A 24,982-nucleotide genomic window follows, 5' to 3' on the forward strand; every position below is an offset into this window, starting at 1 on the left:
ATTATAAAACAAACGCTTAGCGAATTTTTTTGCCCCAAAACTGGTAGAGGTCTGTCCGAATTGGGCCGTTATATAATTTACGTTTTTTAGTTGCGCGCTGACCATAAAAATGTTCAAAATCTTCATCGCTAGTGAGGATATATTTGCTCCAAGTCGGCATATTATTATAAATCTCACCCATCTGCCCATAAAGCAACCGTGCATCTTCCAACTCGCCTAAACGCTGGCCATAGGGCGGGTTAGCAACGATAATGCCGTTCAATTTATCAGTGGACCAATCCTTAACAGCCAGCTGCTTAAAGGTGATGTCGTTATAAAGGCCAGCCTTTCTCGCGTTTTCCTTGGAAATACGGATCATGTTGCCGTCAATATCATATCCGCTGATATCCAGTTCCTGATCATAATTTGTAAGGCTATCAGCTTCATCACGCACATCGTCACTGAGTTTTTTGTCAAACCAGCCCCAATCTTCAATTTGGAAACGACGATTCATGCCCGGAGCGATATTTTTACCAATCATGGCTGCTTCGATTGGAATTGTCCCGGAACCGCAAACTGGGTCAACAAAGGGATTGTCGGTAAACCAATTAGTAAGCAGTATCAAAGCTGCGGCAAAATTTTCCTTTAACGGTGCACCACCATGTTCAGTCCGGTAGCCGCGTTTAAACAAAGATTCACCGCTGGTATCAATCATAATCCGCACATTATTTTTATCGATTCGAATATCAATACCAACATACTGACCTGTTTCCGGCAAGTCGTCATGTCCCGTCTGAGCTCTTAAAGCTTCAACAATCGCCTTTTTCGTGATTCGCTGAATGTCCGGCACACTGAAAAGCTGTGAATCATGGCTGTGTGCTTCAGCGACCGGAAATTCATCATCCCAATTGATAAATTCACTCCAAGGCAGAGCTTTAACTGATTCAAATAAGTCGTCAAAACGCAAAGTATGAAATTCGCCGACTAGAATTTTGACACGGTCAGCCGTTCGCAGCCAAAGATTTGTTTTTAAAATATCCCGCTGCGTGCCGGAAAAACGAACAAATCCGTTTTCCGTTCTAGTTGCATAGCCTAAATTTTTCAGTTCTTTAGCAACCAGAGATTCAATCCCTTGTCCGCAAGTCGCGATTAAATTAAAATTATCCATCGCCTTATTCTACTCGATCAGGGCAACAGTTAAAAATAGACTCTTATTTTTTTGTTAAAGGGTCTCGGATGTTGTCAGCAGAATTCAAAAAAATATATTCAAAGATTACAATTTAGGTATCAGCTTTTTGGGGGTTTACAGCTTGGCAAATAAAAAAATTGTGATTGTTGGCACGGGTTTTGCGGCAGTGTATGCTGCCAAAAAATTAGCAAGGCATTTTAAAAAACATTCAGGCATTGATCTGATCATCATCAGTCAATCCTCTGATCTGGCCTCTTTTGCGACCTTACGCGGTATTGCCACCGATCGCCTCTTGGTCGGTAAAAGCGGTTACGATCTGCAAAACATTTTTCATGCCGGTAAGAATGTGCAAATCGTCACGGACCAGCTTTTGTCTGTCGACTTTGCCAACAAGAAAATTATCACCAGCAACGGCCCCTTTAGTTACGACTTTTTGATTTTATCAGCTGATGACGCGTCAGAAAAAGAGCCGGTACCGGGAATTAGCCAGGCCGCTTTTCGCCTGACAAACACTGACCAGGCTCTCAGTCTGAGAAACAATGTACAGACAAGCATTCATTTGGGTGCTGTTGCCACTGACCTGGAAAACCGCCGTTCGCTGCTGTCTATTTCTGTGATCGGAGCCGGTTACAAGGGTTTGCAGATCATGGCTGATTTAATCAATTGGCGAGACAGGCTGGCTTTAGAAAATAAAATTGACCCTGCTGAAATTCAGCTGTCATTAATCGATAAACAAAAAGATCCGCTTGATCGTTTTCCGGAAAAACTGAAGCAAAAAATTACCGCATATTTAAAGGCAAGTAAGGTCTCGCTTCTATCAAATGCCGAAGTGGTTTCGGCCGGCCTCGGCTATGTTGATTTATTCGATGGCAAAAAACTGTTTGCCTCAACTGTCATTTGGTCCGCCGATGATCCGAATAATTGGCTGAATGGCATTTTTGGCTCGCAATCGAGCAATGCCGGTCATGTCTCAATCAAGCCCACAGGCCAATCCTTAGCTGACCCTGCTATCTATGTCATCGGCAGTCATATCAGCATTAATGACCAAGGCGACAATCAAGAACCATTGTCGCTGGCTGGCGACGAAATCGCTATCAAGCAATCTGTTAAAACAGTCACGAAAAACGTCGCATCAGCGATCAAGCATAAAGACAAGCTTCGGCTAATGAAAGATAAACCGGTTCAGCAAACACTGTCTTTAAAAAAGAAGCTGACTATCGCGACAACAAAAAGCGGCAAACAAATATCCGGATTGCATGCACGCTGGATACAAAAAAGAAATGTTCTCGCCTTTTTCTTACATATCGGCAGCTTTTATTATCAATGGCAGTGGCTGACTAAAAGGGCCGTTAATCGAAACATCCTTCAAGGAACCAGACGTGCTGTGTGGGGATTGGCAGCACGCCTATTTCTCGCTTTAATTTGGCTGGTTGCCGGACTTTGTCTACTCGCTCAATCACAAACGGCACTAGCTGATCATTTACCGACATTTGTGCTGGGCGATTTTTTGCTGCGGCCCAATTTTGATTCAGGCTTGCATGCTGTTGTGACGATTTTGATCTTCACAATTTCAGTCAGTCTATTCTTAGGATTTTTCACATGGCTCTCAGCCTTGATATCAATTCTTCTGCTAACCTTTTTAATCCTGAATCACGCTTTTATCTGGTCGTATATATGGGTCTTTCCGATGACACTGGCCATCATGAACGGATCGGGTCGCATTTTAGGCCTTGATAAATATTGGCTTCCGTGGTTGGGTAAAACATACTATCGCCTGCGTTACGGCCGTCCTAAACTGCTTTACCGAGATGAAAACATCAAATAACCTCTTGCGGGGCTTTTTTTGACAAAAAAACCGCATTACTGCGGTTGCCTCGGCAAATCTATAGGCCATGTTATGTTCCGAATACGGTTGGCAGCCGTATTCTTCGACAATCATCTATCTACCGATATTTTGCAACATCGGTGTCAATTTTTACTTCATTTAGCTAAATTGACCGCCCCTACCAAAAGTTTGGGTTGCCCGCTTGCAGGGTTTACGTCGTCTCACTTCCCCAGTTTCCCGGTTCTTCGTCGCTATAGCACTTTTATAGGATAATCACGCATGCCAAAGTTTAGCGCTTTTTCCAGCCGTCGGATAACACGAATGCCACCCACCTTCGCTTATTAGGCTCGGTACAAAAACTCCAATCATCGCAGATCGGACGGGCATGGACCTTCCTCACGAGTCTTTCATCGCGCAATTGTCCGATTTGCCTTTATTAATTATACACGTGCCTGTTCATCCGCATCTTTTTTTGTGATTGTTTCTATTTGGTGCAGTGAGCTTTCGTGCTAGACTTTTCATAAAAGTTTTAGGAGGAAGTAAGTTAAATGGCTGAATTAAAAGCGCGTTCGGAGTTTGATGAGAAGGAAAAATGGGATTTACGGCCTTTGTTTGCCGATGAAAATGCCTTTTTGAGAGAAATCAGCGACAGTCTGGACCAGATCAACGAATTCAAGAAAAATTTTCAAGGGCATCTCAACACTTTTGATGATTTCGATAAGGCCCTCAAGATTTATGAACAGATTGCAATTGATATCGATCATATTGCAAACTATGGTTTTATGCCGCAGACTTCAGATTTTTCCGATGAAAAATACGGTGAAATCGCGCATGCTGCACAGGATTACACGACCAAAGCAAGTGTTGAGCTCAGCTTTTGGGATGATGCACTCGTCAAAGCTGATGACAGTGTCCTAGATGAGATTGGCCAAAATCCAAGGTACGCGGCCTTGCTTCGACACACGAAAATCACAAAAAAAACATATCTGGGTGATGCTGTTGAAAAAACTATTTCTAATTTGCAGAATGCTTTGAATACGCCTTATGACGTATACACAAAACTGCGTGCCGGCGATTATCATATGGCTGATTTTACGGCTCATGGCAAGTCATATAAAAACTCATTTGTTACCTATGAGAACTTCTATCAGAATGACACCGATGCCGAGATTCGAGAAAAGTCTTTTCGCTCATTTTCGGCTGGCTTGAGCGCCAATGAAAATGCTGCTGCAGCAGCCTATCTAAATCAAGTGATTAATGAGAAAACCTTGGCTACTATGCGTGGATATGACTCGGTTTTTGATTATTTGTTAGCACCTCAGGAAGTTGATCGCAGCATGTTTGACCGCCAAATCGATTTAATCATGAATGATTTTGCGCCGGTCGCTCAAAAGTATTTAAAACATGTTACCCAAGTTAATCATTTATCCAAAATGACTTTTGCCGATTGGAAACTGGATCTGGATCCTGATTTGAATCCTGAAGTCAGCATCGAAGATGGCTATAACTACGTCATGAATGCCACTGCCCAATTGGGCGATGAGTACACGGAGACAATCAAGCCTTCCTTAAAAGACCGCTGGGTGGATTTTCCAGCCAACATAGGTAAAGATTCTGGTGGTTATACGGCCTTCCCCTATGGCACACATCCCTACATTCTAATGAGTTGGACTGGGCGCCTGTCAGATGTCTATACATTGGTACATGAAATCGGCCACGCCGGGCAAGGTAGCTTGTCAGCCAAGAATCAAAGTTATTACAACTATGAACCTTCGACCTACTTTGTCGAAGGCCCCTCAACTTTTAACGAATTGCTGCTGTCTGATTATTTGGAAAATCAATCAGATGATCCACGGACAAAACGTTTCGCCCTGGCTCACCGCTTAAGTGACACTTATTTCCATAATTTCATTACGCATCTAACTGAGGCCGCCTTCCAGCGCGAAGTCTACACGCTGATTGACGAAGGCAAATCCTTTAATGCCGATCGTTTGAATCAGATTATGAAAGGCGTTTTGTCTAAATTCTGGGGCGATGCAGTTGAAATTGATGATGATGCAGCTTTGACTTGGATGCGCCAGGCTCACTACTACATGGGCCTTTATTCTTATACCTATTCAGCTGGCTTGACGATCTCGACACAAGGCTTCATTAATTTGAAAAAAGATCCCGAAAAGGGCCGCAAAGCTTGGCTGAATTTCCTGAAATTAGGCGGTTCTAAAGCGCCAATCGAAGCTGCAAAAGTCGCCGGAGTTGATGTCACTACGGATGCTGCTTTGAAAAACACGATTCAATTCTTATCTGATACCGTTGATCGGATTATTGCTTACACAGATGAAATCTAGTTGGAAAAATACACAACCGGGAGAGGAAAAATATTTCGTCCTCGGCGTTGAAAACATTGATCAAAATGCCTATTCAGCTATTAACGGTTGTGAAGCAGCTAGTTTGCTGGCTGCTTTGCATTTTGTCGGCAAAGCTCGTGAATTTGATTATCCGGCTTTTTTGGACACGATGCCGATCGATCCGGACGGTAATCCCTATAAAGGTTTTGGCGGATCGCCTTTTAAAAATACGCCCGGCAAGCTAGAAGCTATATTTATCGATCCCTTAGTCAAATGGGGGTCTCTTTTTGGATCGTTAACAGCGTTGCCAGGCGCCGAACTGAATGATTTATTGAAAATTGTAAAATTCGGATGGCCGCTACTGACCTATGTTTCGATTGGCTTTGCACCTTTTGGTGAAGAAGATTTTTCATTCGGCCATGAATTGACAAATAACCATGCAGTTGTCCTAGATGGGTATTCAGAGAGTTATGTCCATCTGTCAGACCCGATAGATGGTCAATATTGGCTGTTAAAAAGTCGTTTTAAAGAACGCTATGATGTCAGAAAATGGGCAGTCAAGATCGCATAAAACGTTTTTACCTACCATTCTCTGCGTTCTTCTTCCATCTCCTCTGAAAGGTCAGTCAGCATATCGAAATCAATCAATTTTAAAGTATAGTCAGGATGTTTACCCTGGTATTCTTTGATAGCTTTGTAATCGTAATCAGCTTTGCCCGTATTCTCCGGGTCATAGACCATTAAGGCTTCGTCTGTGTGTGTCAGCATAAACTGCTGGAAATTGCGCAACTGAATCGGGCTCTTATAGCCTTCCTGAGTTAGTGACTGAGAAAAATCAACTTGGCTTCGCAAATTCAATAAAGCACTTTGATGTTCGGGGTTCCATTGTGAACCGAAATCAGAAAAAGGCAGCATAATCGCGATTTTCAGTGTAGGAAAAGTCTTTTTTAATTCAATAGCCGTCTCACTGGCCCACTGTTCGGCCCCCAGCTGGCCGCTTGTAATCAGCCATTCTAAGTCATTATTTTCGATTTCATCGACAAGATCATCTTTGATTGCACGCTTAACCACCTGAACCTTGGGATCCTGATCATTAAAAGCGCCGAGTTCAAAACTGCGATATCCTGTAATCCATAGGCGTTTTTTCATGCCTTTATTCTACAATTGTTGTATGATTAATTATCCCAGCGGCGTCAATCCTAAAAGATCGCCAAAAACGCAGGCAAGTAAAAATGTTTCCTATGGCAAACGCGGCATGGGACTCGAAGAATTGATCAACGAAGCTAACAGCTATTATCTCAGCAAGCATCTAGCTGTTATTCATAAAAAACCGACACCGATTACAGTTGTCCACGTTGATTACCCAGACCGCAGTATGGCTAAAATTACAGAAGCCTATTATGTACAGCCTTCCACGACTGATTATAATGGCGTCTTGGACGGCCATTATATCGACTTTGATGCCAAAGAGACAAAAAATAAGACCAATATGCCGCTGAAGAATTTCCATCAGCATCAAATTACTCATTTGAAGAATGTCCTGGAAAACGGCGGCATCGGTTTTTTCATTCTTGGTTTTACAACGCGGTCTGAATTTTATCTTTTTCCGGCCTCGATTTTAATCAAAATTTGGGATGAAGCCTTGCGTGGCGGGGAAAAATCCGTCCCCTACAGCATCATTTCTCAGCAAGGATTTCAAATAAACAGTAAAATGATACCTAGCCTTGATTATTTACCGGCTTTGAAGCGTTTTCTAAAATATTTAAATGTCTGATAATTCTTACAATCCAAATAATTTTCACAATAATTACGATGGCAGAATCAGCGGCCCGAATGAGTCTGATCGTGATTTGAATCAAAATCCGATCAACGAAAAAGACGCTGAAAAAATGTTTCCTGATACTAATGGACGTCGGCCGATTAGTTTTGGCAGGAACAAAAATAAAAACGGCAGCTGGACTGCAAATGAGCCGAAAAGCAGCGATTTTCATTTCGATGCTTTTTCGCCGGCAGATCAGCCAGCAACCAGACCCGAAAAAAAAGCGAGTGCAAGCAATTTGAATAAATCAAGAAATGATCGACGCCGCCCCTCTAAAGGCCGTCCTAAAAAAAAGCGGTCAAAAATTAAACTTTTCGGTAAAATCGCTGCTTGGTGTGTCACAATTGCGGCTTTGGGAATACTGGCCGGTATGGCTGTCTTCTTTACCTATGCTGCCGGCGCCCCACCCATTACCGAAGCAGATCTAGCCTCTGAAAAATCAACAGGTTTTTATGACGCGCAAGGCAATGAGTTTTATCAGATGTCACAGCAGGAACGTGACTATGCTGATCAGTCTGAAATTCCTGAAAGCCTCATGCATGCGGTCGTGTCAATAGAGGACCGACGTTTTTACAAGCACCATGGTGTCGACCTCTACCGTACTGTCGGCGCACTTGTGTCAAACTTAAAGGGCAAACTGACAGGACAGTCAACAGGCCTTCAAGGCGGTTCTACTTTGACGCAGCAGCTGGTCAAACTGTCTGTCTTTTCAACAAAAGCCTCTGATCAGACTCTGAAAAGAAAAGCTCAAGAAGCTTGGCTGGCCTTAAAAGTCGAGCGTAATTTTAGTAAAAACCAAATTCTGACTTTTTATATTAATAAAGTCCCAATGGGCAATGGTATCTACGGCATGAAGACGGGTGCGGAATACTACTTTAATAAGAGTTTGAAAGATTTGGACCCGGCTCAGACAGCTATTTTAGCTGGCATTCCGCGTTCACCTGTCTATTACGACCCTTACGTCTATCCAGATAATCTCAGAATCCGGCGCAACGAGGTACTAGCCAGCGAAGCACAGATGGGTTACCTGACCAAGGCTCAGGCCGATCAGGCAATGGCTGAGCCGATTCAGCAAGGGTTGATTCCTAAAGACCAGCATACGCAGGATTCGACAAGTTCTCACTTAATGGATAGTGCCTATATCAGTTCTGTTCTTAGTGAGGTGCGGCGCTTGGGATATGATCCTGAAAAAGACGGCCTAAAAATCTATACAGCTCTGAATCCGCGTTTGCAGCAGCGCCTGTATACGGTTTTAAACGGCGGTACCGGTGTTCCTTGGCAGAATGGCATTCAAGCAGCCGCTACAGTGACGAACCCTAAAAATGGCCGTGTTGTCGCACAAATTGGCGGCCGCAACAATACTGTGATGTTCGGCCGCAACCGTGCCGTCCAGACAAATCGATCTTCCGGATCAACAGCTAAGCCTATCGTTGACTATGGCCCAGCCATTGAGTACCTTAATTGGCCAACCTATCGAACTGTTCAGGATAACCATTACAAATATCCAGGAACTAATATTGATGTGCACGATTTTGACGGGCGTTTTCTCGGAAATATGACCATGAGACACGCCATTGCGATTTCGCGTAATATCCCGGCTATTCATACATTGATGGATGTCGGCATGCCCCGTTCATCAGAATTTTTGAACAAAATTGGTATTCCTTACAAACCAAGCCAGCTAACTGGTTCTTCGGCTATCGGTATTGATGTCTCAACTGAGCAGGAAGCAGCCGCCTTTGCTGCATTTTCAAATGGCGGTACTTACTACAAACCGCAATATGTCGAAAAAATCATTACGGCGGACGGCATTACCCATAGTTATGACAATCCAGGGGAAAGAGCTATGAAGGAATCAACGGCTTTCATGATGACCAACATGTTGCAAGACGTGCCTGAACCAACTGGATCAGCCCCAGGTGCTTTAATTCCAGGTCTCTATCAAGCTGGAAAATCAGGGATTGTCGGCTATGATTCAGCTATCAACCAGCCATCAGGCGCAGAATCTGATGTGTGGTTTACAGGATACACAAAAAACCTGTCTGCTTCTTTCTGGGTTGGATTTGATGAACCGAACAAGCCTGGAAATTACATCCCGATGTACTCTGAGTCCTCAATGCCCGAAAGAGCCTATCACGACTTCATGATTGTGGCTTCACAAGGTTATGAAAACACGGATTGGCAAGCGCCAAGTACGGTTCAGCGAGTTACACGCGGCGGTATTACGGAATACGAAGTCAAAGGTGCTAAATGGAGCAATGGCGGCTTGCCAAACGCATTCCAGAATACACCGTCTTCTTCGTCTTCTAGCGCACCAGTCGTCGTAGTCACACCGCCTGCTTCTAGTTCCAGCAGTTCGTCATCATCCAGTGATTCATCGAGTTCGAATTCGACTAGTTCATCAAGTTCTTCCGGTTCGGGGTCAACGCCACCGGGACCTTAAAAAGAATAAATAAAAAGTCCGCTTTCTGCGGGCTTTTTTTAATACTTATTCGCCAATCTTTTTCAGGGGAATTTTGATAGTCGGGCTTTTTTTAGTTTGCGGCAGTTTGGCTCCGTGTGGCATCTCAGCAAATTGCTGACGATGATGCAGGTTATCAGCTTGAGCCTGTGCTTTTGTCTGCACGTGGCTGTTCTTCCAATTCAGGAGTATTTTTTCGATATAACGCAGATTTAATATCTGAGCATTAACAGCCTGGCCTAGCGCCGTAACGATTAATTCAGGGCTAAATTTGTCCTTTTTCAGCCATTCAGAAATGGTTTGCAGTTCCATCGGTGTCAGTAGACGACCAAACTCGCGTTGGAAAAGCTGATAAAGCTGTTTTTTTGTCCCCGTTTGATCCAAGCTATTGTCCAGTGAAGAGAAAGCTGCCGTATCGTCAGCCCCACTACCAATGAGTTTTTGAAATAAATTCGTGAAATCATAGGCATCATTGTCCGCGGACAAAGCGATGAAGTGATGCGTCAGCAGTTTTTCAATATCGCGCTGAACAGCCTGCTGAGAAAAATTCGTCCTCGCCGAAATACGCTGAGCATCCGGGAGTGCCACACCTTCTTTTTGAAAAGCCATTAATTGAATCAAGACAACAAAATCCTCATTGCTCAGACCGAGCTGATGGTAGTTTTGAAACAGCCTCAATGGGATTTCGACGTTGCCTTGAGCCAAGAAATTTTTTAGTCCGTCGTCCATATTAGGGATGCAAACGATTCAGGGTTCTTGGGAACGGAATTGTCTCACGAATATGGTCTTCACCGGCCACAAAACGAATAAAGCGTTCCAGGCCCAGACCAAATCCGGAATGCGGCACAGAGCCGTACTTCCTTAAGTCAAGATACCAATCGTATTCCTTTAAGTCCAAATGCTGATCAATCAGGCGCTGTTTGAGATAATCATAATCGGTATCCCTTTCAGAGCCGCCGATAATCTCGCCATAACCCTCAGGAGCCATCAAATCAGCCGAAATCACGACATCATCGCGTGTCGGATGACGTTTCATGTAGAAAGCCTTGATAGCTTTAGGAAAGTTCACAACGAAGAAAGGTGTCTTGTAGTAGTTAGCCAAAAAGGTCTCTTCCGGCGAACCAAAATCAACACCCCATTTGATATCAAAGTCATTGTCCTGCAGCAGTTTGACGGCGTCGTCATAGCTGACACGCGGAAAAGGCAGCTTTGTGTAACTGCGTAATTTGTCGGCATCACGGCCCAGCATTTCTAGTTCAGTCTGGCAATTGTCAACAACTCGCTGAATCAGATAAGCAATCATCCGTTCCTGAACATCCAAAGACTGTTCTTGGTGCATCCAAGCCATTTCGGCATCAATCATCCAAAATTCGGTCAAATGGCGGCGCGTGGAAGATTTTTCTGCACGAAAAGTCGGCCCAAAATCATAAACCTTGCCAAAGGCCATTGCGCCAGCTTCAACATATAGCTGACCGGTCTGAGACAAATAAGCTGTCTGGTCAAAATAATCAACAGGAAAAAGCTCAGTAGTCCCTTCCGGCGCTGAATCGGTCAAAATAGGCGAATCAAATTTCAAAAAACCGTCCTGATAAAAGAAATCATAGATGCCACGAATAATTTCATCGCGAATTTTCAAAGTCGCATAGGGCTTTTGATGACGCAAATATAGATGGCGCTGGTCAAAGAGAAAATCAGTGCCGTGTTCCTTAGGTGTAATCGGATAACCTTCCGACTCGCCGACCATGTCGATCGCGGAAACGGCCATTTCATAGCCGAAACTGCTGCGGGAATCTTCGTGAATCTCACCCGTCACATAAAAACTGCTCTCCTGCTTGAGATGTTCGGCTAATTTAAAAAGCGCCTCGTCCACATCTGCTGAAACGACGACACCTTGCATAAATCCAGTGCCATCGCGCAGCTGGAGAAAAGCAATTTTTCCGCTTCCCCGCTTTTGTCTCAACCAGACACCGATTTTAACTGTCTGTCCGACAAAATGAGGGACATCCTCAATTCTGATAACTTTTATTTCTTCTGACATAAATGCTCCCTGAAAACACTATAAACCTTCGATCACACGATAAACCTTGCCGCTTTTCAAATCAATTGTCAGATAATTAAGCGACTGATTCTGTCCTTCATAACTCAATTCCAATACCGGCCGCTTTTTGTAAATCGATGGTGCAAAAGAATAAACGTTGTGGACACGGTATTTTTTGTAAATCCGATCCAACCGGCTGTTAGATACCTGCTGGTTCACTGGTATCCGGCGAACCAGCTTCTCTTTGCTATTAAAAATGACCAGATACTCTTTTCCCTGGCTATTATCGCCGTATATCGAATAATAATTGCCGTTGCGGTCCGACGCTTTATAAGTCCTAACACGTGTAATGCCGGCCTCAGATTGTGCCAAAGAGGAAAAACGCGTAGCATCATCTCTACTAGGCAGCAGAATAATGAAAAGATAAACAGATATCAAAACCAGCAAAAAAATACCGATACCGACAATAATCGCAAGTCGGTGGGCTTTATTTGATCGTTCTGCATTTTGGATTGTCGAATAGTTGTTCAAAAGGTTTTGACTTAAATTATATAAAAAAACAGCGTGAAATTCATTGTTTCAAAGATAAAATCGTGGCAGCCAGATCGGGAAATTCCCGACTTGAATACCAATTTTTCAAATAATCTTTCGCCTGGGTAAACATAATACTCGTCTTATCGATGTTCCCAGCCAGATCAGCCAGATCAGAAACACCTTTATCGATATCGAATATCAAATAATCATAGTAGGACAGAAACTCATGCTTAGTCACGAGAAAACTTGCCAAATCGGTGATCGCGATATCCGGAAACTCGTAATCATGCGTGCCAGCTTTGAAATAATCAAAGGTATCCGGTGACGTCTGATCGGCAAATAGGCTGTACAAAGCTTCTGGAAAACCATTAACGATTTCATTCAAGTTGCCGCTTTTTGTCTCTGTCAGCCAGACCAGCAGCCTCAGCTTGGCCAATTGTTTTGTCGGGCTGTCTTCAATTGCCAAAGCTTCCCTGAATTTGCTCAAGCTGATAAAATCTTTGCGGCTGATTGGGTTAGCAAACAAACTGCGCTTTTCCGGCATCAGCAGCTGGGATTTTTCAAACACGAGCTTTTTTCTTTGTGGGTCCTCTTCGATAATCAAGACTTTGGCACCCTTTGCCGCTAATTTTTCGGCCAGCAGCAGATAAGCATTGCTTTTGCCAAAACGTGGCCTTGAGAAGACAGAAAAAGTTTTCGAACTGCCCTTTTTGAGTTTGGAGAGAAAAATATTGGCAAAGCTTTCCTGACGCGGCCTTAAAACAGCTGTCACAGGTGTCTTGCGAGTCAAAAAACGCCGTTTTCCCGTGAGCCATGTATGCAGATCATCTGCCTTTGCCCGGTGTACTTGTAAAAGATCCAGTTCTTTATAGTGACTGCCCTTGAATTTTGGCTGGCCCTTAACCAGACTGAAAAGATTTTCCGTATTGCCGATCAGTGTTGAAGATGAGGCCGATAGATTTTTCAAAGTATTTTGCGAAAGCGACGCCATCCGGTCATGCAGTTTTAAAAACAATTGCGCCGTCGCATAAGCATCCTGATCGGCGCGGTGGTGTCTGGGAAGTGTGATGCCAAGATTTTCAACCAACTCGTCCAACTTATAACTTGGCATCGTTGGAAAGAGAATCTGCGCCAGTTGAACCGTATCGACTGATTCCAGACGCAAACGCCGCATCTTAATTCGCGAAAATTCACCATTCAAATAAGGAAAATCATAGTGAACGTTATGTGCAACAAAAACCGTGCCGGCCAGCTGCTCATGAATCATTAAAGCTAGATCCTCAAAGTAGGGCGCATCTTGAACATCAGCGTTTTGAATCCCAGTCAGTTCGACAATCTGTGGCGGAATCCGGACGCCTGGATTGACCATGGTCTGAAAGTTATTGATGATTTTCCAATTTTGTACAAAACTAATGCCAATTTGAATGATGTGGCCGCCCTCTTTGAATGGCGCGGTCGTCTCGAGATCCACAATTGCAAAAGTTGATTTTTCATCCATCTACAAAATTTTACCTTTTTTACTACAATTAGTATTATGAATTTCGGATTTGGACAGTCACACGCAAAAGCACATCTCTTAGGAGAACATTCGGTTGTTTACGGTTATCCTGCAATTATCGCGCCATTATTGAGTTTGAATTGCAAGGCAGAGGTTATCAGTTCTGACCAGACATTAATTGAAACAGATAATTTTTCTGGCACCATGTATCAATTGAATTACCGTTTTTCCGGCATCTACAGCCTATTGACCGAACTGCTGAAATTTTTCCAGCAGCCTGATTTATCCTTTAAACTACATATCAAATCAAATGTCCCTTCAAAAAAAGGCCTCGGGTCTTCAGCGGCCTATTCAGTCGCCATCACGAAAGCCTTTTTTGACTTTTTTGATTATCAATACAGCGACGAGGAGGTCTATAACTTTTCTCAGATTGCAGAAAACAAAAATCATGGCAAATCATCGGGCGGCGATACTTATGCAGTTATGGCGGACGGGCCGATTTTTTTTGACAGCAGCAAAGATGCAACTATTTTAAAGCTGGATACTGAAGCCTATATCGTTATCGCCGATTCTGGAACAGCCGGCCTCACTTCACAAGCTGTCAAATTAGTCGCCGATAATTATCATAGAGATCCAAAAAAATATGGCAGCTATTTTAAGGAAATGGGTGCTATTGCTGAAAGCGGCCGTGAAGAAATCATTGCCGGTGATTTAGTGGATTTCGGAGATTTGATGACCCGCAATCAAAAACTGCTTGCACAACTAGGTGTTTCAACACCCTATCTGGAACGATTAATTAAAATCGCCATTAAAAATGGTGCACTTGGAGCTAAATTAACCGGCGGCGGCCTAGGCGGCAGCATCGTGGCTTTAGCAAGTGATAAAGAGACCGCTAATCAGATTAAGAGCGCCTTGTCACAATCCGGTGCGACCGGCAGCTGGATTTCAAAAATATAATGACTCAAGCACGCGCCTATACAAATATCGCTTTAATTAAATATTGGGGAAAATCGGACATCACTTGGAATCTGCCAACCAGCAGCTCAATCGGCCTGACTTTAGACCAGCTGTATACCGATACGCGTGTTGACTTAACCGATGATCTCAAACAGGATCTGTTCATCTTAGACGGTCAGCTCGCCAGCAATCCTCGAATTAGCAAAGTACTGGATTTTGTGCGTCAGCAGACTGGCAGCCACAAGTATGCCAAGATCACTAGTGAAAATCACGTGCCGAATTCAGCTGGATTAGCTTCTTCTGCCTCAGCTTTTGCAGCTTTTGCATTAGCAGCCAGCGATAGTTACGGCCTGCCGACTGATCGTCCGTCCCTTTCTCGTCTGGCACGCCTGGGATCTGGTTCAGCCAGCCGCTCTGTCTATGGCGGCTTTTCGATTTGGTATCAAGGGTATGATCATCAGAGCTCTTTTGCACAAAGTATTTTAGACCCGGTCGACTTTGGCATTCGTGTCATCGATGTTTTGACAGACAAAAAGACAAAAAAAATCCCTTCCAGCCAAGGCATGCAGCGTGCCCAAAGCTCGCCTGACTACTCAAATTGGCTTTCACAGAGTAAAATGCAAATCAGGGAAATGATAGCTGCAATCAAAAACAAGGATATTGAAAAAATCGGCCTGATTGCTGAACGAAACGCCATGGGGATGCACGCACTCAATCGCAGCGCTGATAAGCCTTTTGACTATTTTGCCGGCGAGACTTGGGCCGTGATCAATGACATACATCGCCTTTACCATGCCGGTATTCCAGCATTTGCAACGATTGATGCCGGGCCAAACGTTAAAGTGATTACTGATAGCCGGTCTTGTCAAAAAGTCGCTGACCAGTTGAAAAACTTTGGCGAAATTTTAATTCAAAAGCCCGGTCCAGGAGTCGTTCATGTCTGAAATGAGAGTGCCTGGCAAATTAATGTTGGCCGGCGAATATGCTGTCACAGTTCCAAAACATTTGGCGCTGGTGTTTTCGATCAATCGTTTTATCTCGCAGACCAAGTCCGAACTCGTCAACCGCCAAGGTGTTAAATACGGCCTTGGTTCTTCGGGTGCCTATGCCGTGCTGAAAACCAAAAGCGACAATCTGCTGCCCCTGTCTGATGACGAGTTGTTTTATAAAGCATTGGCTTTTTCACGCCAGCAGCAGCCTCAAAATTCCGGCGCCGATATTGCTGCCTCGACTTATGGCGGCCTGCTGCTCTATGAAAACGGCCAGCTGCCGATCCAGGCGCGTTTTCCAGAATCCTGGCACCTGCTGGTTGGCTGGACCGGGCAACCTGCTATAACCAGCGAACTTGTCAAAAACAACCAATTGTCACAGAGCTTTATTCAAACTTCCGACCAAATCGTGCGAAACATGTTTACAGCCATCAAAGATCGGAACTTTGCTGCTTTTAGCCAACAGATGCATTTAGCAGAAGACAATCTTGAAAAGTTGACTGGCGTCATGACACAAAAGATCGTCCAAGGTATTCGTGCCGCCAATCGGTGCGGGTACCAGGCTAAAATCTCCGGAGCTGGTGGTGGTGATAATATTATTGCCTTTACAGAAAAAATTGATGATATTCCTAAGATTCAGCAAGAATGGCGGCGAATCGGCATTGTCCCGCTGGATTTACACGTATACTATAAAAAATGACCGACAAAACACAAAAAATTGAATCTGCTCATGCTCACCGAAAAGACGAACATCTTAGTTTGGCCATTTGGCAGTGGCGAAACAACCGACCCTTTAACGATTTGCGTTATCTGCAATTGGATCGGCCGATTCTGCCTAACGTCGCTGTTAAAGACGTTGACACCTCCGTTACACTTTTCGGCCACCGATTCCAATGGCCTTTTTATATTGAAGCTATGACCGGCGGCAGTCTGAGAACAGGCGCGATCAACCAAAAATTATCCCAAATAGCTAAAAAATACGATTTAGCCATGGCTGTTGGATCTGAATCGATCGCTATTAAAGAAAAAGAGACACGCAAAAGTTTTTCGATTGTGCGAGAAGAAAATCCTGAAGGTTTTATTTTCGCCAATATCGGCGCTGGCCATTCCGCTCAAGATGCCAAAGAGGCCATTAAGATTGTTGATGCGGATGCTTTGGAAATCCACGTCAACGCGGTTCAAGAGTTGTCAATGAATGATGGCGACCGGGATTTTACGAAATGGCAGTCCAATATCACACAAATCATTGACCAGGTATCAGTACCCGTGATTATTAAAGAAGTTGGTTTTGGCATGTCGCAAACCGCTATTGAAACCTTATCAGCATTGCAACCTGCAGCTATCAATGTTGCAGGATCCGGCGGGACTGATTTTGGCCGGATTGAAGAAAGACGCAACCGTACTCCTTTATGGCAATTATTTGCTGATGGCCTGGATCCTGAAGATGATGATAGTGAAAACGACACTGACGACCCAGAAATGGCAGATGTCCTGACAAGTAATGATTACTTGGGAATCAGTACGTCTGATTCATTGCGTTTCGCTAGACAAGCCGACACGCAAACACCGATTATTGCTAACGGCGGCATCACAAACACACCAGAACTGTTCAACGCCTTGGCACTCGGTGCCAAAATGGCCGGTGTGGCTGGTTATTTTCTTTTTCAACTGAGCAAACATCAATTAGGCGAAACGATTGAAAGCTGGCAAAAACAACTGCCGCTGCTTTATGCCATGTATGGTGTCAAAAAAAGCAGCCAAATCGCTGCCTTAAAAGAATTGAACAGATAATTGATTTAATCGTGCAGGGTTGTTCGCAGCCCTTTGGGATAAAAGTTTTTAATCATATGATCTGAATAATGACCGAATGCAAGGCCGTTATTTTTTTTCGTGACAAGAACCCAGCCCTTTTGTAAAGGCACTGTCAGATTCGCAATCACATCGCCATGGACATAAGCTTTTAGCTGATCATCAGATAACTCAAATCGGTTAATTTCAGCACTATCAGCGGGAATTAAGCTCATTGCCAAGGATTGCGAAGGTACAAAACGATTTTTTTTCAGTTGGCCCAATTGCAAACCCAAACGCAAAACACGTAAACCCTTAATCGATGGACAGTCTTCAGGAAACAAATATACGTAATCTGCAAATTCAAATAAACGATCTAAGGGAAAGCTCAGATGGCTTTCTTTGAAAAAAGTTCGGATGACGGGCAGATCTTTTTTATTCAGATTGCTCTTGAGAAGTTTCGTTTGACTGTCAGTTGGCTCGTCAGCCGCTTTGACCAGTTTGGCGACAAAATGACCCTCGCCTTGAAGCTTATCCGGCCACAGGCGCGCTGTTTTTTTCAACTCAGGATTATTGTCAGCCCAATTCGGGCGTCCGTCCTCGATCCCTTCCGGCTTATTTATCGGTAGAAGCTGCAAATCCGGATATTCTGAGAGCAGCCAGGCAATCACCTGCTCGTCTTCTTCCGGAGCAAAAGTACAAGTGGAGTAAATTAATTGGCCGCCAGGTTTGAGCATCAATAAAGCTGATTTTAAAATCTCTTTTTGCCGATGAGCGCATTCGTCATTATAATCCGGATGCCAATAATCGATGGCATTCGGGTCTTTTCGGAACATTCCCTCTCCAGTGCAGGGCGCATCCAATAAAATCTTGTCAAAATAATTGGGAAACAAATCGGCTAACGCGTTAGGTTTTTCACAGGTAACCAGACAATTATTAATCCCCATGCGCTCGATATTCTGGCTCAAGATTTTGGCACGTCCAAAATTAATCTCATTAGCGACCAAAAGTCCCTGATTCTGCATATCAGCTGCCATTTGTGTCGTCTTGCCACCAGGAGCGGCTGCTAAATCTAAGACGCATTCATTGGCCGCAGCATCGACCACACGAGCAACAAATTGGGCACTGGCTTCTTGCGAATAGACCACACCGGTTAAAAAAGCGTCGGATTGACCGGAAATCTTGCCATAACGGCCGTTTTCCGGATTCCAAGATACTGGGTGCTTCTTAGATAAATCGCCGTAATCTTGCAGGTTTTTTAAAGGATTCAGGCGAAAAGCAGCAACCGGTTCAGATTGAAAAGAGGCCAAAAAAGACTCGGCCCGATCGCCTAGCAAATGCTGATATTTAGTAATAAAAGCGGCAGGCAATTTAAGCATTAATGGCCTCTTTAATCTTCGGAAGTAAAATGTCTGCGGCTTGCTGATGGCCGAGTTGGTTTAGATGGACACCGCCGTCGCTGGTCGGAAACTGCCAAGATGTATTTTTGATTAATGTGTAATTCGGATCATAGGATGTGACAACCGATTCAAAGACTTGTTTGAAATTACCATTAAAGGGTTCGACGATGATGATTTTGGCGTCGTGAAAACGTTTTTTTAATTCCCGGAGAAACATTTTCAGCGCAAAGGTAAATTCCTGCTGGTCGGCATCGCCGTCATTGGTTCCCAAATTCACGACCACGCCAGCAATATCATCCCTTTGATCGATCGGGCGCGGCAAAGTCTCAGATAACAGCCAAAGAAAATCCATGGCAGTCGGCGGATAGATTTTGGCATGTTGTGTGATACCGCAGCCACCATAAGCGATCCGGACATTATTCAAATTCAAGGCTTCAGAGACTAAGAAATCCCAGCTTAAATCGGGGCGGTGTGCCGCTGTCGTCTTGTCCGCCAGAATTTTCTGCCCGTTAATAATCGAATCCCCAACAAAAATTAGTTTTTTACGATTTGGCACAGCACCTGTCAGCTGACCATTATGCGTAACCCCTTGCAAACAAAAATAGTCAGTCAGCGTCCATGTCCGTGCTTTTTCATAGCTGATTGCTTGTGTCATGATACGGATTAAATGGTCTTCTTTTGGATCCAGTGACAAAATAATCGGATCAGCTGTCAGTTTTTCGGATTTAAAAACACCGCCATCAAGTGAAATCAGAATACGCGAACACTGGCCATCACGCGTCTTAGCAGCCCAGTCTAGGACAATTTGAGAACATTCATGGCTTTTTAAATAAATCTCAGCACCCAGATTTGTGGTTAGAATGTGTTGATGGTCAGGATCTTCAATCCAACTACCCAAAAAAGCATGTGATTCAATTGTGAGAGGAAAATTAATCATTTTTTAAAAAATCCCTTGGTGTGATGTCTGCCATGCCGATCATCGGATCAATCCGGCCGCTATCTATCAGCTGCTTACTTAATGTGAAAAGCCTCGGTGCAGCAGTCGGAGCTGCAGGTTCTGCCTCTATATTTGTTTCTTTTTGAGCGACTAACGCTTTTTTACCACCCAGAAGGCTAACCAAATTTGTCTGCCGCATCGGTGTCGGATTGTTAATTGCATCCGTGAAAGCCGCTTGACTGCCGATCATAATTAAAGACTTTTCGGCTCGCGTAACGCCTGTATAGAATAAATTACGTGTCACAAAATTATTAAAGGTGCTGGTCAAGACAAAAATCACATTTTTAAATTCACTACCCTGTGATTTGTGGACCGTAGATGCATAACTGAGCCGGAGCTGCTTGATTTCGTTTTCTTTATAAGTGACGAGACTGCCGAGAAAATCGACCGATAGAAAACGTGAGCGGACCGGGCCTTGTAAATGGGCAGCTGTCACATAACCAATATCGCCATTATTGACACCTTTTTCCGGATCGTTTTCCTGCTGCATGACACGATCGCCCGGCAGAAAATCCGCCGACAAATCAACTTGACCGTCACTATCGATCAGAAAAGGCCGCGCCAATTGGTTCAATAAATCCACGAGACGGTTGGTCGGTGTGATAATCTGCAAATCTTCTTTTTTAATTCCCAAGCGCATGGCTGCTGACAAAATCCGATTGATGCCGCGATCCAACTGGTACTCTTCCAAAGCAAAAAAAGACACATCTTTGCTATTTTGAAACATAGCTGGATTAACGATACCTTGTTTCATATCCTGCGACAATAAATCGATGCCGGATCCCTTAGTCTGCCGGTGATTAGTCTGCAGCTGAATTGTGGCAAATTTCTCACTTAAAATTAGATCATTTAAAATCTGACCGGCACCGACTGACGCCAATTGGTCCTTATCGCCGACTAATAATAGCGTACAGTGATTGGGCACGGCACAGAGAAAATGCTGAAACAGTGCCAAATCGACCATCGACATTTCATCAACTACGATCAAGCCCGCCTGAAGCTGATTGCTCTCGTCAAAATCAAAGTAGCCATCAGCCGTTGCACCCAGCAAACGATGAATCGTGACAGCTTCTTTACCGGTCACTTCTGTGATTCTTGCAGCGGCGCGACCAGTCGGTGCTGCCAAAAGAACTGTTTTCTTATGATCCTCTTCATCATTCTCTTGGGATTTAGATGCCGCAGCATGCCATTGATGAATCACTTCTTTGATGACGGTCGTCTTGCCAGTCCCAGGACCACCTGTCAAAATGGTAATCCGATTTTGGAAAACGGATTTAACCGCTGCTAATTGGTCTTTGTCTAAAGCAGCATCGGTCTTGGCAGCTAAGGGCTGCTTGTCTTTGGCTTCAGGAAAGGAAATCAAACGTTTTAAATCTTTGACAACTGCCCTTTCCAAATTGTAGCTTTCGACAAGGCTGATGCGGTCATCAATCAAAACGATGCGTTTTTTTGTCTTCAAAAGCTGCAGATTCTCTGAAATCTCTTTATCAAAGAATCCAGGGTCACTATGTAATAGAGCTGCCACGGCTGCAAACAGCTGTGTTTCAGTCAAATAAGTACCGCCGTTTTCCTGTTGATCACTCAATAAGGCATAAACGATCGCACCTTGGATCTGGGCCTTTTCGTCCTGGAAATTGTCGACTCGTGCCACCTGTTCGGCGCTATCAAAAGTAAAACCTTCAACTTGGCCGATAAATTGATAGGGATTTTCGGCCAGCATGGTCGTAAACATCAGGCCATATTCGTCAAAAAGCCGCTCGATCAAGGACTGGCTAAGGCCATATTTGCCCGTCTGACTGAAGGCCGAAGTTTTTTCCTGATTTTCCAGCAGTCCCTTTTTCAGGGTTGCCAGCTGCTTTTTTGTCAAAGAGAGTGTCTGCAGCTGACTATCATCGCTGTTCAACAACTCGATTGTCTTGCTGCCCAAACTATCAACAACTTTTTCAGCTGTCGTCCGACCGATTCCGGGAAATAAATCCGAACTCAAAAAATCGACCAAACCATCATTATCATTGGGCAGCACCGATTGATAATCCACGACTTTGAATTGCTTGCCATATCGCGGGTGTTCAGTCAGCTGGCCGGAAAACTCGTAGGATTCGCCAACCTTTAAATCAGCGATCTCACCAGTCAGCGTGATCATAGATTCTTCCCAATTGAAATCACTGTCAGAAACCTTCGCCGAAAAAACAGCATAGCCACTATCGCTGCTGACAAAAAAAGACCGTTTTACACTTGCTGTTAATTCAGGCACGTAAACAAGTTTAACGCAAAAAAACAAGTGCTGTTGCGCACTTGTTCCAGAAATAAAATAGATTTTTAAACGGTTTCCAACACATTTCTGTCGATCAGCTGCTGAATTTGATAACGGTACTGTTCAACTAAAGGCTGATCCTGATCGTTTGAGAAAATATCAACATTTAAAGCCTCATTAGCTGTCAGGATCGAAACTTTAAAGCCGGAAACATCCTTAGCAAAGACAAGCTTCAATTTTCGCGAACCCGCAGTGCCCTTTTCAGGCTCCAAGAGTGTCGTCTTGGTCAAAGCGCCTGCATTATTCGGGAAAAATCCCAAATCGCGCAATGTAAATGCTTTAATGGACGGACTGATGCGATATGTCTGATCACCTTTTACTGAAACTGTCTCTGAAAATGCCATAACCCAATTATATCAGCTGACAGGCAGCAAGCATCTTATAAACCTTGAATAAAGTTCAACAATAACTTGGCTGACTTGCGGCCGGCTTCGAGCAAAAACTGATCAAAACTTTCTTGTGCCCCATCATCGGCTGAATCAGAAATGGCACGCAGGACGATGAAAGGTACACCGAAGTCATAAGCAATCTGAGCTACCGAAGCGCCTTCCATCTCGACAGCCATGGCATCAGGAAAATTAGTCACAATCTGTGTCTTCATATTTCCCATGACAAAGGAATCACCAGAAACAACCAAGCCAGTCTTGGCTTCAGGATTGGCTTCTTGAAAATCAGCTACCAGCATGGCATCTGATTCGTAATAAAGGGGCTTCCCTGGCACAAATCCGACTGATCCAGCAAATTTTGTGTTATACACATCATGGTAAGCCAGGCGCTGAGCAATCACTTGGTCTCCAATATGCAGACCACTCGCCAATCCGCCGGCAGAACCGGTATTAACGACAATATCCGGCTGATATCGATCCAAAAGAACACCAGTCGCCATGGCAGCTTGTGCCTTGCCGATACCGGATTCAGTCAGAATCACATCTTTTCCAAACATCGTGCCCTGAGAAAAATCTTGACCGCCGATTTGGTCACTCGAAATGCTGTCAATCGCTGCCAGCAGGTCGCGTTTTTCCTCTTCCATGGGTGTGATAATGCCAATTTTCATGTGATGCGTTCTCCTTAAAGAAAAATAAAATACAGATACAAAATGATGATCAATATAGCCAGCACAGCAATCGCAATGTTCAGACGATATTTGAGCCGATGGATTAAGCCTTCGCGAGTCAGCTTACCGTTTGAACCTAACTGAAACTTGCCGTTATGCGTTAATTTAAATTCCTGCTCATATTCAGGCTGGACTGGAACGATTTTTTCCGGATGTGTTTTTGCGTATTGCCGTTCGACTTCTTTTCGCCGGCGCAAACGCTCTTCGACATCTGTCTTCGCGTTCCTTTTGCTGACCCAATTGTTCAGTCTGCTTTTTAGCGACATAAATTAATCATACAAGCAAGCCATGGCAAAATGAAGCTTTAGCTAGCAAAACGGAAGGCAATCAAGATAAAGTTGACCAGGAACATGAGGCTGATGATCAAAACAACCGGATTGATTTGTTTGAACTTGCCGACTGTAATCTTGACCAGAATATAGAAGATAAAACCAGCCGCGATTCCATAAGAAATCGAGTAGGACAAAGCCATGAAAATCGAGGTGAAGAAGGATGGCACGGCAACTTCGAAATCATCCCACTGGATTTTCCGTAACTGACCCATCATCGAAATACCAACAACAATCAAAATCGGTGCGGTTGCTGAAGTCGGAATGACCGAGACAAAGGGTGCCAAGAAGATTGTCAGCAGAAAACCAATGGCAGTCACAATGTTGGACAAACCAGTACGTCCACCGGCAGCAATACCAGAAGCAGACTCAATGAAAGTCGTCGTATTGGAAGTGCCCAGAACACCTGCAGCTGTCGTTGTCACAGTATCAGCCAGCAAGGCACGATCCATACGTGTTTTGAATCCGCTTTTATTTTCAGCGAATTCTTTTTGATCAGCGGCAGTAAAAATCTGAGTCTGTTCGCCGATACCCAGCAAGGTACCAATGGCATCAAACAAACCAGTCAAGCCCATGGCAAAGACTGTTGCTAACGTCAAAAGAAAATCATGCCAATTATTGAAAAGTGTTGGCATACCCTGGCCACCAAAACCAGAAAAGATCAATTTTGAAAACTGAGAAAAAGTCTGTGAAAGTGATTGTGTCCATTCAATATGGGTGCTGGTAACGCCCATAGGAATACCGATAATCGTGGTCACAATCATGGAAATCAAAAATGCACCTGGTACTTTGCGCAGCAAAAGCACAATTAAAATCAAAACACCTAGAAGAGACAAAATGACGGCCGGCTGGTTAAAGTTGGCCATCTCGGGCGTAACACCGCCGTTTCCAACCATGGAAGGTGTTCCCCAACCTGTAATAATATTGGCTTTATCAATAATAAAATTGATGAAACCGGCGTTTTTCAAACCGATGTAAGCCACAAAGAGACCAATACCACCAGCGATGGCAGCTTTTAACTCTTCAGGAATCGCCTTAACGATTGCCCGACGGCCGTGACTTAAAGTAATCACCAAATCAAAGACACCGACCAAAAAGACAACTGCCAGAGCCTGCTGCCACTTAAAGTGGAAACCGAAGACAATGGTATAGGTAAAGTAGGCTTGCATCCCAATTCCTGGAGCAAGTGCGAAAGGCAGATTGGCAAATAGGCCCATGAAAAGCGTTCCGATCGTTGAAACAATGATCGAAGCTAGGAAAATGCCTTGTTTGGGCATGCCAGTCTGACCTAAAATCTGTGGATTTAGAAAGAAAATATAGACCATTGAGAGAAAAGTCGTAATCCCTGCGATTATCTCTGTCCGGACATTCGTGTGATATTTTTCAAGCTGAAACATGATTCTCCT

General features: G+C 44.1%; 22 protein-coding genes and 1 other RNA gene. 9 read left to right on the forward strand and 14 right to left on the reverse strand.

Going from position 1 to position 24,982, the window contains the following annotated elements; translation table 11 throughout:
• Positions 1-16 precede the first annotated feature (16 nt).
• Positions 17-1,147, reverse strand: coding sequence for a THUMP domain-containing class I SAM-dependent RNA methyltransferase (locus ABF487_RS04255; protein ID WP_415634575.1), 1,131 nt, complete (start codon positions 1,145-1,147; stop codon positions 17-19).
• Positions 1,148-1,289: 142 nt separating this feature from the next.
• Here ABF487_RS04255 and ABF487_RS04260 point away from each other — a divergent pair, with 142 nt between their 5' ends.
• Complete coding sequence (locus ABF487_RS04260; RefSeq protein ID WP_415634576.1) at positions 1,290-2,993, forward strand: NAD(P)/FAD-dependent oxidoreductase; 1,704 nt, start codon at positions 1,290-1,292, stop codon at positions 2,991-2,993.
• A 56-nt stretch (positions 2,994-3,049) separates the two neighbouring features.
• Here ABF487_RS04260 and rnpB read toward each other — a convergent pair.
• Positions 3,050-3,423, reverse strand: an RNA gene (gene rnpB, locus ABF487_RS04265) — RNase P RNA component class B.
• A gap of 118 nt (positions 3,424-3,541) precedes the next feature.
• Here rnpB and pepF point away from each other — a divergent pair.
• Positions 3,542-5,338 (forward strand): oligoendopeptidase F, encoded by a 1,797-nt coding sequence (pepF, locus tag ABF487_RS04270; protein ID WP_415634577.1) that lies wholly within the window; start codon positions 3,542-3,544, stop codon positions 5,336-5,338.
• A complete protein-coding gene (locus tag ABF487_RS04275) occupies positions 5,328-5,909 on the forward strand; it encodes a C39 family peptidase (protein ID WP_415634578.1) in 582 nt (193 codons plus the stop codon). The genes pepF and ABF487_RS04275 overlap by 11 nt, the downstream gene beginning before the upstream one ends.
• 11 nt (positions 5,910-5,920) lie before the next feature.
• On the opposite strand, the gene ABF487_RS04280 is transcribed toward ABF487_RS04275, so the two are convergent.
• Positions 5,921-6,487, reverse strand: coding sequence for a DUF1273 domain-containing protein (locus ABF487_RS04280; RefSeq protein ID WP_415634579.1), 567 nt, complete (start codon positions 6,485-6,487; stop codon positions 5,921-5,923).
• 22 nt (positions 6,488-6,509) lie between these two features.
• On the opposite strand from ABF487_RS04280, the gene recU reads away from it, so the two are divergent.
• Positions 6,510-7,112, forward strand: coding sequence for a Holliday junction resolvase RecU (recU, locus tag ABF487_RS04285; RefSeq protein WP_007746374.1), 603 nt, complete (start codon positions 6,510-6,512; stop codon positions 7,110-7,112).
• On the forward strand, positions 7,105-9,600 hold the full coding sequence (locus ABF487_RS04290; RefSeq protein ID WP_263778957.1) for a penicillin-binding protein: 2,496 nt from the start codon (positions 7,105-7,107) through the stop codon (positions 9,598-9,600). Before recU ends, ABF487_RS04290 begins: the two co-directional genes overlap by 8 nt.
• A 45-nt stretch (positions 9,601-9,645) precedes the next feature.
• Here the strand turns inward: ABF487_RS04290 and ABF487_RS04295 are convergent, their stop codons facing one another.
• From ABF487_RS04295 to ABF487_RS04310, 4 genes are read right to left on the reverse strand one after another with little or no spacing between them, the layout of a single operon-like run.
• Positions 9,646-10,347: a DnaD domain-containing protein gene (locus tag ABF487_RS04295; RefSeq protein WP_415626160.1), complete on the reverse strand. Its 702-nt coding sequence runs from the start codon at positions 10,345-10,347 to the stop codon at positions 9,646-9,648.
• A 1-nt stretch (position 10,348) separates the two neighbouring features.
• Complete coding sequence (gene asnS, locus ABF487_RS04300) at positions 10,349-11,656, reverse strand: asparagine--tRNA ligase (protein WP_007746370.1); 1,308 nt, start codon at positions 11,654-11,656, stop codon at positions 10,349-10,351.
• A gap of 18 nt (positions 11,657-11,674) precedes the next feature.
• Positions 11,675-12,187: a hypothetical protein gene (locus tag ABF487_RS04305; protein WP_415634580.1), complete on the reverse strand. Its 513-nt coding sequence runs from the start codon at positions 12,185-12,187 to the stop codon at positions 11,675-11,677.
• A gap of 40 nt (positions 12,188-12,227) precedes the next feature.
• Positions 12,228-13,688: an exonuclease domain-containing protein gene (locus ABF487_RS04310; RefSeq protein ID WP_415634581.1), complete on the reverse strand. Its 1,461-nt coding sequence runs from the start codon at positions 13,686-13,688 to the stop codon at positions 12,228-12,230.
• A gap of 36 nt (positions 13,689-13,724) precedes the next feature.
• Here ABF487_RS04310 and mvk point away from each other — a divergent pair, with 36 nt between their 5' ends.
• Genes mvk through ABF487_RS04330 form a run of 4 tightly spaced genes read left to right on the forward strand, consistent with a single transcriptional unit; the run spans position 13,725 to position 17,425 of the window.
• Positions 13,725-14,645 (forward strand): mevalonate kinase, encoded by a 921-nt coding sequence (mvk, locus tag ABF487_RS04315; protein WP_415634582.1) that lies wholly within the window; start codon positions 13,725-13,727, stop codon positions 14,643-14,645.
• On the forward strand, positions 14,645-15,589 hold the full coding sequence (mvaD, locus tag ABF487_RS04320) for a diphosphomevalonate decarboxylase (protein WP_415626162.1): 945 nt from the start codon (positions 14,645-14,647) through the stop codon (positions 15,587-15,589). Before mvk ends, mvaD begins: the two co-directional genes overlap by 1 nt.
• Positions 15,582-16,334 (forward strand): mevalonate kinase, encoded by a 753-nt coding sequence (locus ABF487_RS04325; RefSeq protein WP_415625342.1) that lies wholly within the window; start codon positions 15,582-15,584, stop codon positions 16,332-16,334. Before mvaD ends, ABF487_RS04325 begins: the two co-directional genes overlap by 8 nt.
• Positions 16,331-17,425 carry an alpha-hydroxy-acid oxidizing protein gene (locus tag ABF487_RS04330; RefSeq protein WP_415634583.1) on the forward strand — a complete coding sequence of 365 codons (1,095 nt, stop codon included), beginning with the start codon at positions 16,331-16,333 and terminating at the stop codon, positions 17,423-17,425. The genes ABF487_RS04325 and ABF487_RS04330 overlap by 4 nt, the downstream gene beginning before the upstream one ends.
• A gap of 5 nt (positions 17,426-17,430) precedes the next feature.
• On the opposite strand, the gene ABF487_RS04335 is transcribed toward ABF487_RS04330, so the two are convergent.
• The 7 genes from ABF487_RS04335 to ABF487_RS04365 form a co-directional block, all read right to left on the reverse strand.
• Positions 17,431-18,801 (reverse strand): RsmF rRNA methyltransferase first C-terminal domain-containing protein, encoded by a 1,371-nt coding sequence (locus ABF487_RS04335; RefSeq protein WP_415634584.1) that lies wholly within the window; start codon positions 18,799-18,801, stop codon positions 17,431-17,433.
• Positions 18,794-19,759 carry a lysophospholipase gene (locus ABF487_RS04340; protein WP_263778970.1) on the reverse strand — a complete coding sequence of 322 codons (966 nt, stop codon included), beginning with the start codon at positions 19,757-19,759 and terminating at the stop codon, positions 18,794-18,796. The genes ABF487_RS04335 and ABF487_RS04340 overlap by 8 nt, the downstream gene beginning before the upstream one ends.
• Complete coding sequence (locus ABF487_RS04345) at positions 19,752-22,073, reverse strand: ATP-dependent RecD-like DNA helicase (protein WP_415634585.1); 2,322 nt, start codon at positions 22,071-22,073, stop codon at positions 19,752-19,754. Before ABF487_RS04345 ends, ABF487_RS04340 begins: the two co-directional genes overlap by 8 nt.
• Before the next feature lie 65 nt (positions 22,074-22,138).
• A complete protein-coding gene (locus ABF487_RS04350; RefSeq protein ID WP_007746351.1) occupies positions 22,139-22,477 on the reverse strand; it encodes a DUF1831 domain-containing protein in 339 nt (112 codons plus the stop codon).
• 35 nt (positions 22,478-22,512) lie between these two features.
• A complete protein-coding gene (locus ABF487_RS04355) occupies positions 22,513-23,187 on the reverse strand; it encodes a 5'-methylthioadenosine/adenosylhomocysteine nucleosidase (RefSeq protein ID WP_415634586.1) in 675 nt (224 codons plus the stop codon).
• Positions 23,188-23,201: 14 nt separating this feature from the next.
• The gene (locus ABF487_RS04360; protein ID WP_415634587.1) at positions 23,202-23,513 is read right to left on the reverse strand and encodes a hypothetical protein; all 312 of its coding nucleotides are present in this window, start codon (positions 23,511-23,513) and stop codon (positions 23,202-23,204) included.
• Between the two features lie 38 nt (positions 23,514-23,551).
• Positions 23,552-24,973 (reverse strand): NCS2 family permease, encoded by a 1,422-nt coding sequence (locus ABF487_RS04365; RefSeq protein WP_263778974.1) that lies wholly within the window; start codon positions 24,971-24,973, stop codon positions 23,552-23,554.
• Positions 24,974-24,982 lie beyond the last annotated feature (9 nt).

The sequence above is a fragment of the Oenococcus sp. genome (assembly GCF_047725585.1).
GTDB lineage: Bacteria > Bacillota > Bacilli > Lactobacillales > Lactobacillaceae > Oenococcus > Oenococcus kitaharae_A.

Bases quoted from the DNA above. Each gene is read 5' to 3' on its own strand.
- ABF487_RS04255 (WP_415634575.1), bottom strand. From the start codon at position 1,147: ATGGATAATTTTAATTTAATCGCGACTTGCGGACAAGGGATTGAATCT.
- pepF (WP_415634577.1), top strand. From the start codon at position 3,542: ATGGCTGAATTAAAAGCGCGTTCGGAGTTTGATGAGAAGGAAAAATGG.
- ABF487_RS04275 (WP_415634578.1), top strand. From the start codon at position 5,328: ATGAAATCTAGTTGGAAAAATACACAACCGGGAGAGGAAAAATATTTC.
- ABF487_RS04280 (WP_415634579.1), bottom strand. From the start codon at position 6,487: ATGAAAAAACGCCTATGGATTACAGGATATCGCAGTTTTGAACTCGGC.
- recU (WP_007746374.1), top strand. From the start codon at position 6,510: ATGATTAATTATCCCAGCGGCGTCAATCCTAAAAGATCGCCAAAAACG.
- ABF487_RS04290 (WP_263778957.1), top strand. From the start codon at position 7,105: ATGTCTGATAATTCTTACAATCCAAATAATTTTCACAATAATTACGAT.
- ABF487_RS04295 (WP_415626160.1), bottom strand. From the start codon at position 10,347: ATGGACGACGGACTAAAAAATTTCTTGGCTCAAGGCAACGTCGAAATC.
- asnS (WP_007746370.1), bottom strand. From the start codon at position 11,656: ATGTCAGAAGAAATAAAAGTTATCAGAATTGAGGATGTCCCTCATTTT.
- ABF487_RS04310 (WP_415634581.1), bottom strand. From the start codon at position 13,688: ATGGATGAAAAATCAACTTTTGCAATTGTGGATCTCGAGACGACCGCG.
- mvk (WP_415634582.1), top strand. From the start codon at position 13,725: ATGAATTTCGGATTTGGACAGTCACACGCAAAAGCACATCTCTTAGGA.
- mvaD (WP_415626162.1), top strand. From the start codon at position 14,645: ATGACTCAAGCACGCGCCTATACAAATATCGCTTTAATTAAATATTGG.
- ABF487_RS04325 (WP_415625342.1), top strand. From the start codon at position 15,582: ATGTCTGAAATGAGAGTGCCTGGCAAATTAATGTTGGCCGGCGAATAT.
- ABF487_RS04330 (WP_415634583.1), top strand. From the start codon at position 16,331: ATGACCGACAAAACACAAAAAATTGAATCTGCTCATGCTCACCGAAAA.
- ABF487_RS04335 (WP_415634584.1), bottom strand. From the start codon at position 18,801: ATGCTTAAATTGCCTGCCGCTTTTATTACTAAATATCAGCATTTGCTA.
- ABF487_RS04340 (WP_263778970.1), bottom strand. From the start codon at position 19,759: ATGATTAATTTTCCTCTCACAATTGAATCACATGCTTTTTTGGGTAGT.
- ABF487_RS04350 (WP_007746351.1), bottom strand. From the start codon at position 22,477: ATGGCATTTTCAGAGACAGTTTCAGTAAAAGGTGATCAGACATATCGC.
- ABF487_RS04355 (WP_415634586.1), bottom strand. From the start codon at position 23,187: ATGAAAATTGGCATTATCACACCCATGGAAGAGGAAAAACGCGACCTG.
- ABF487_RS04360 (WP_415634587.1), bottom strand. From the start codon at position 23,513: ATGTCGCTAAAAAGCAGACTGAACAATTGGGTCAGCAAAAGGAACGCG.
- ABF487_RS04365 (WP_263778974.1), bottom strand. From the start codon at position 24,973: ATGTTTCAGCTTGAAAAATATCACACGAATGTCCGGACAGAGATAATC.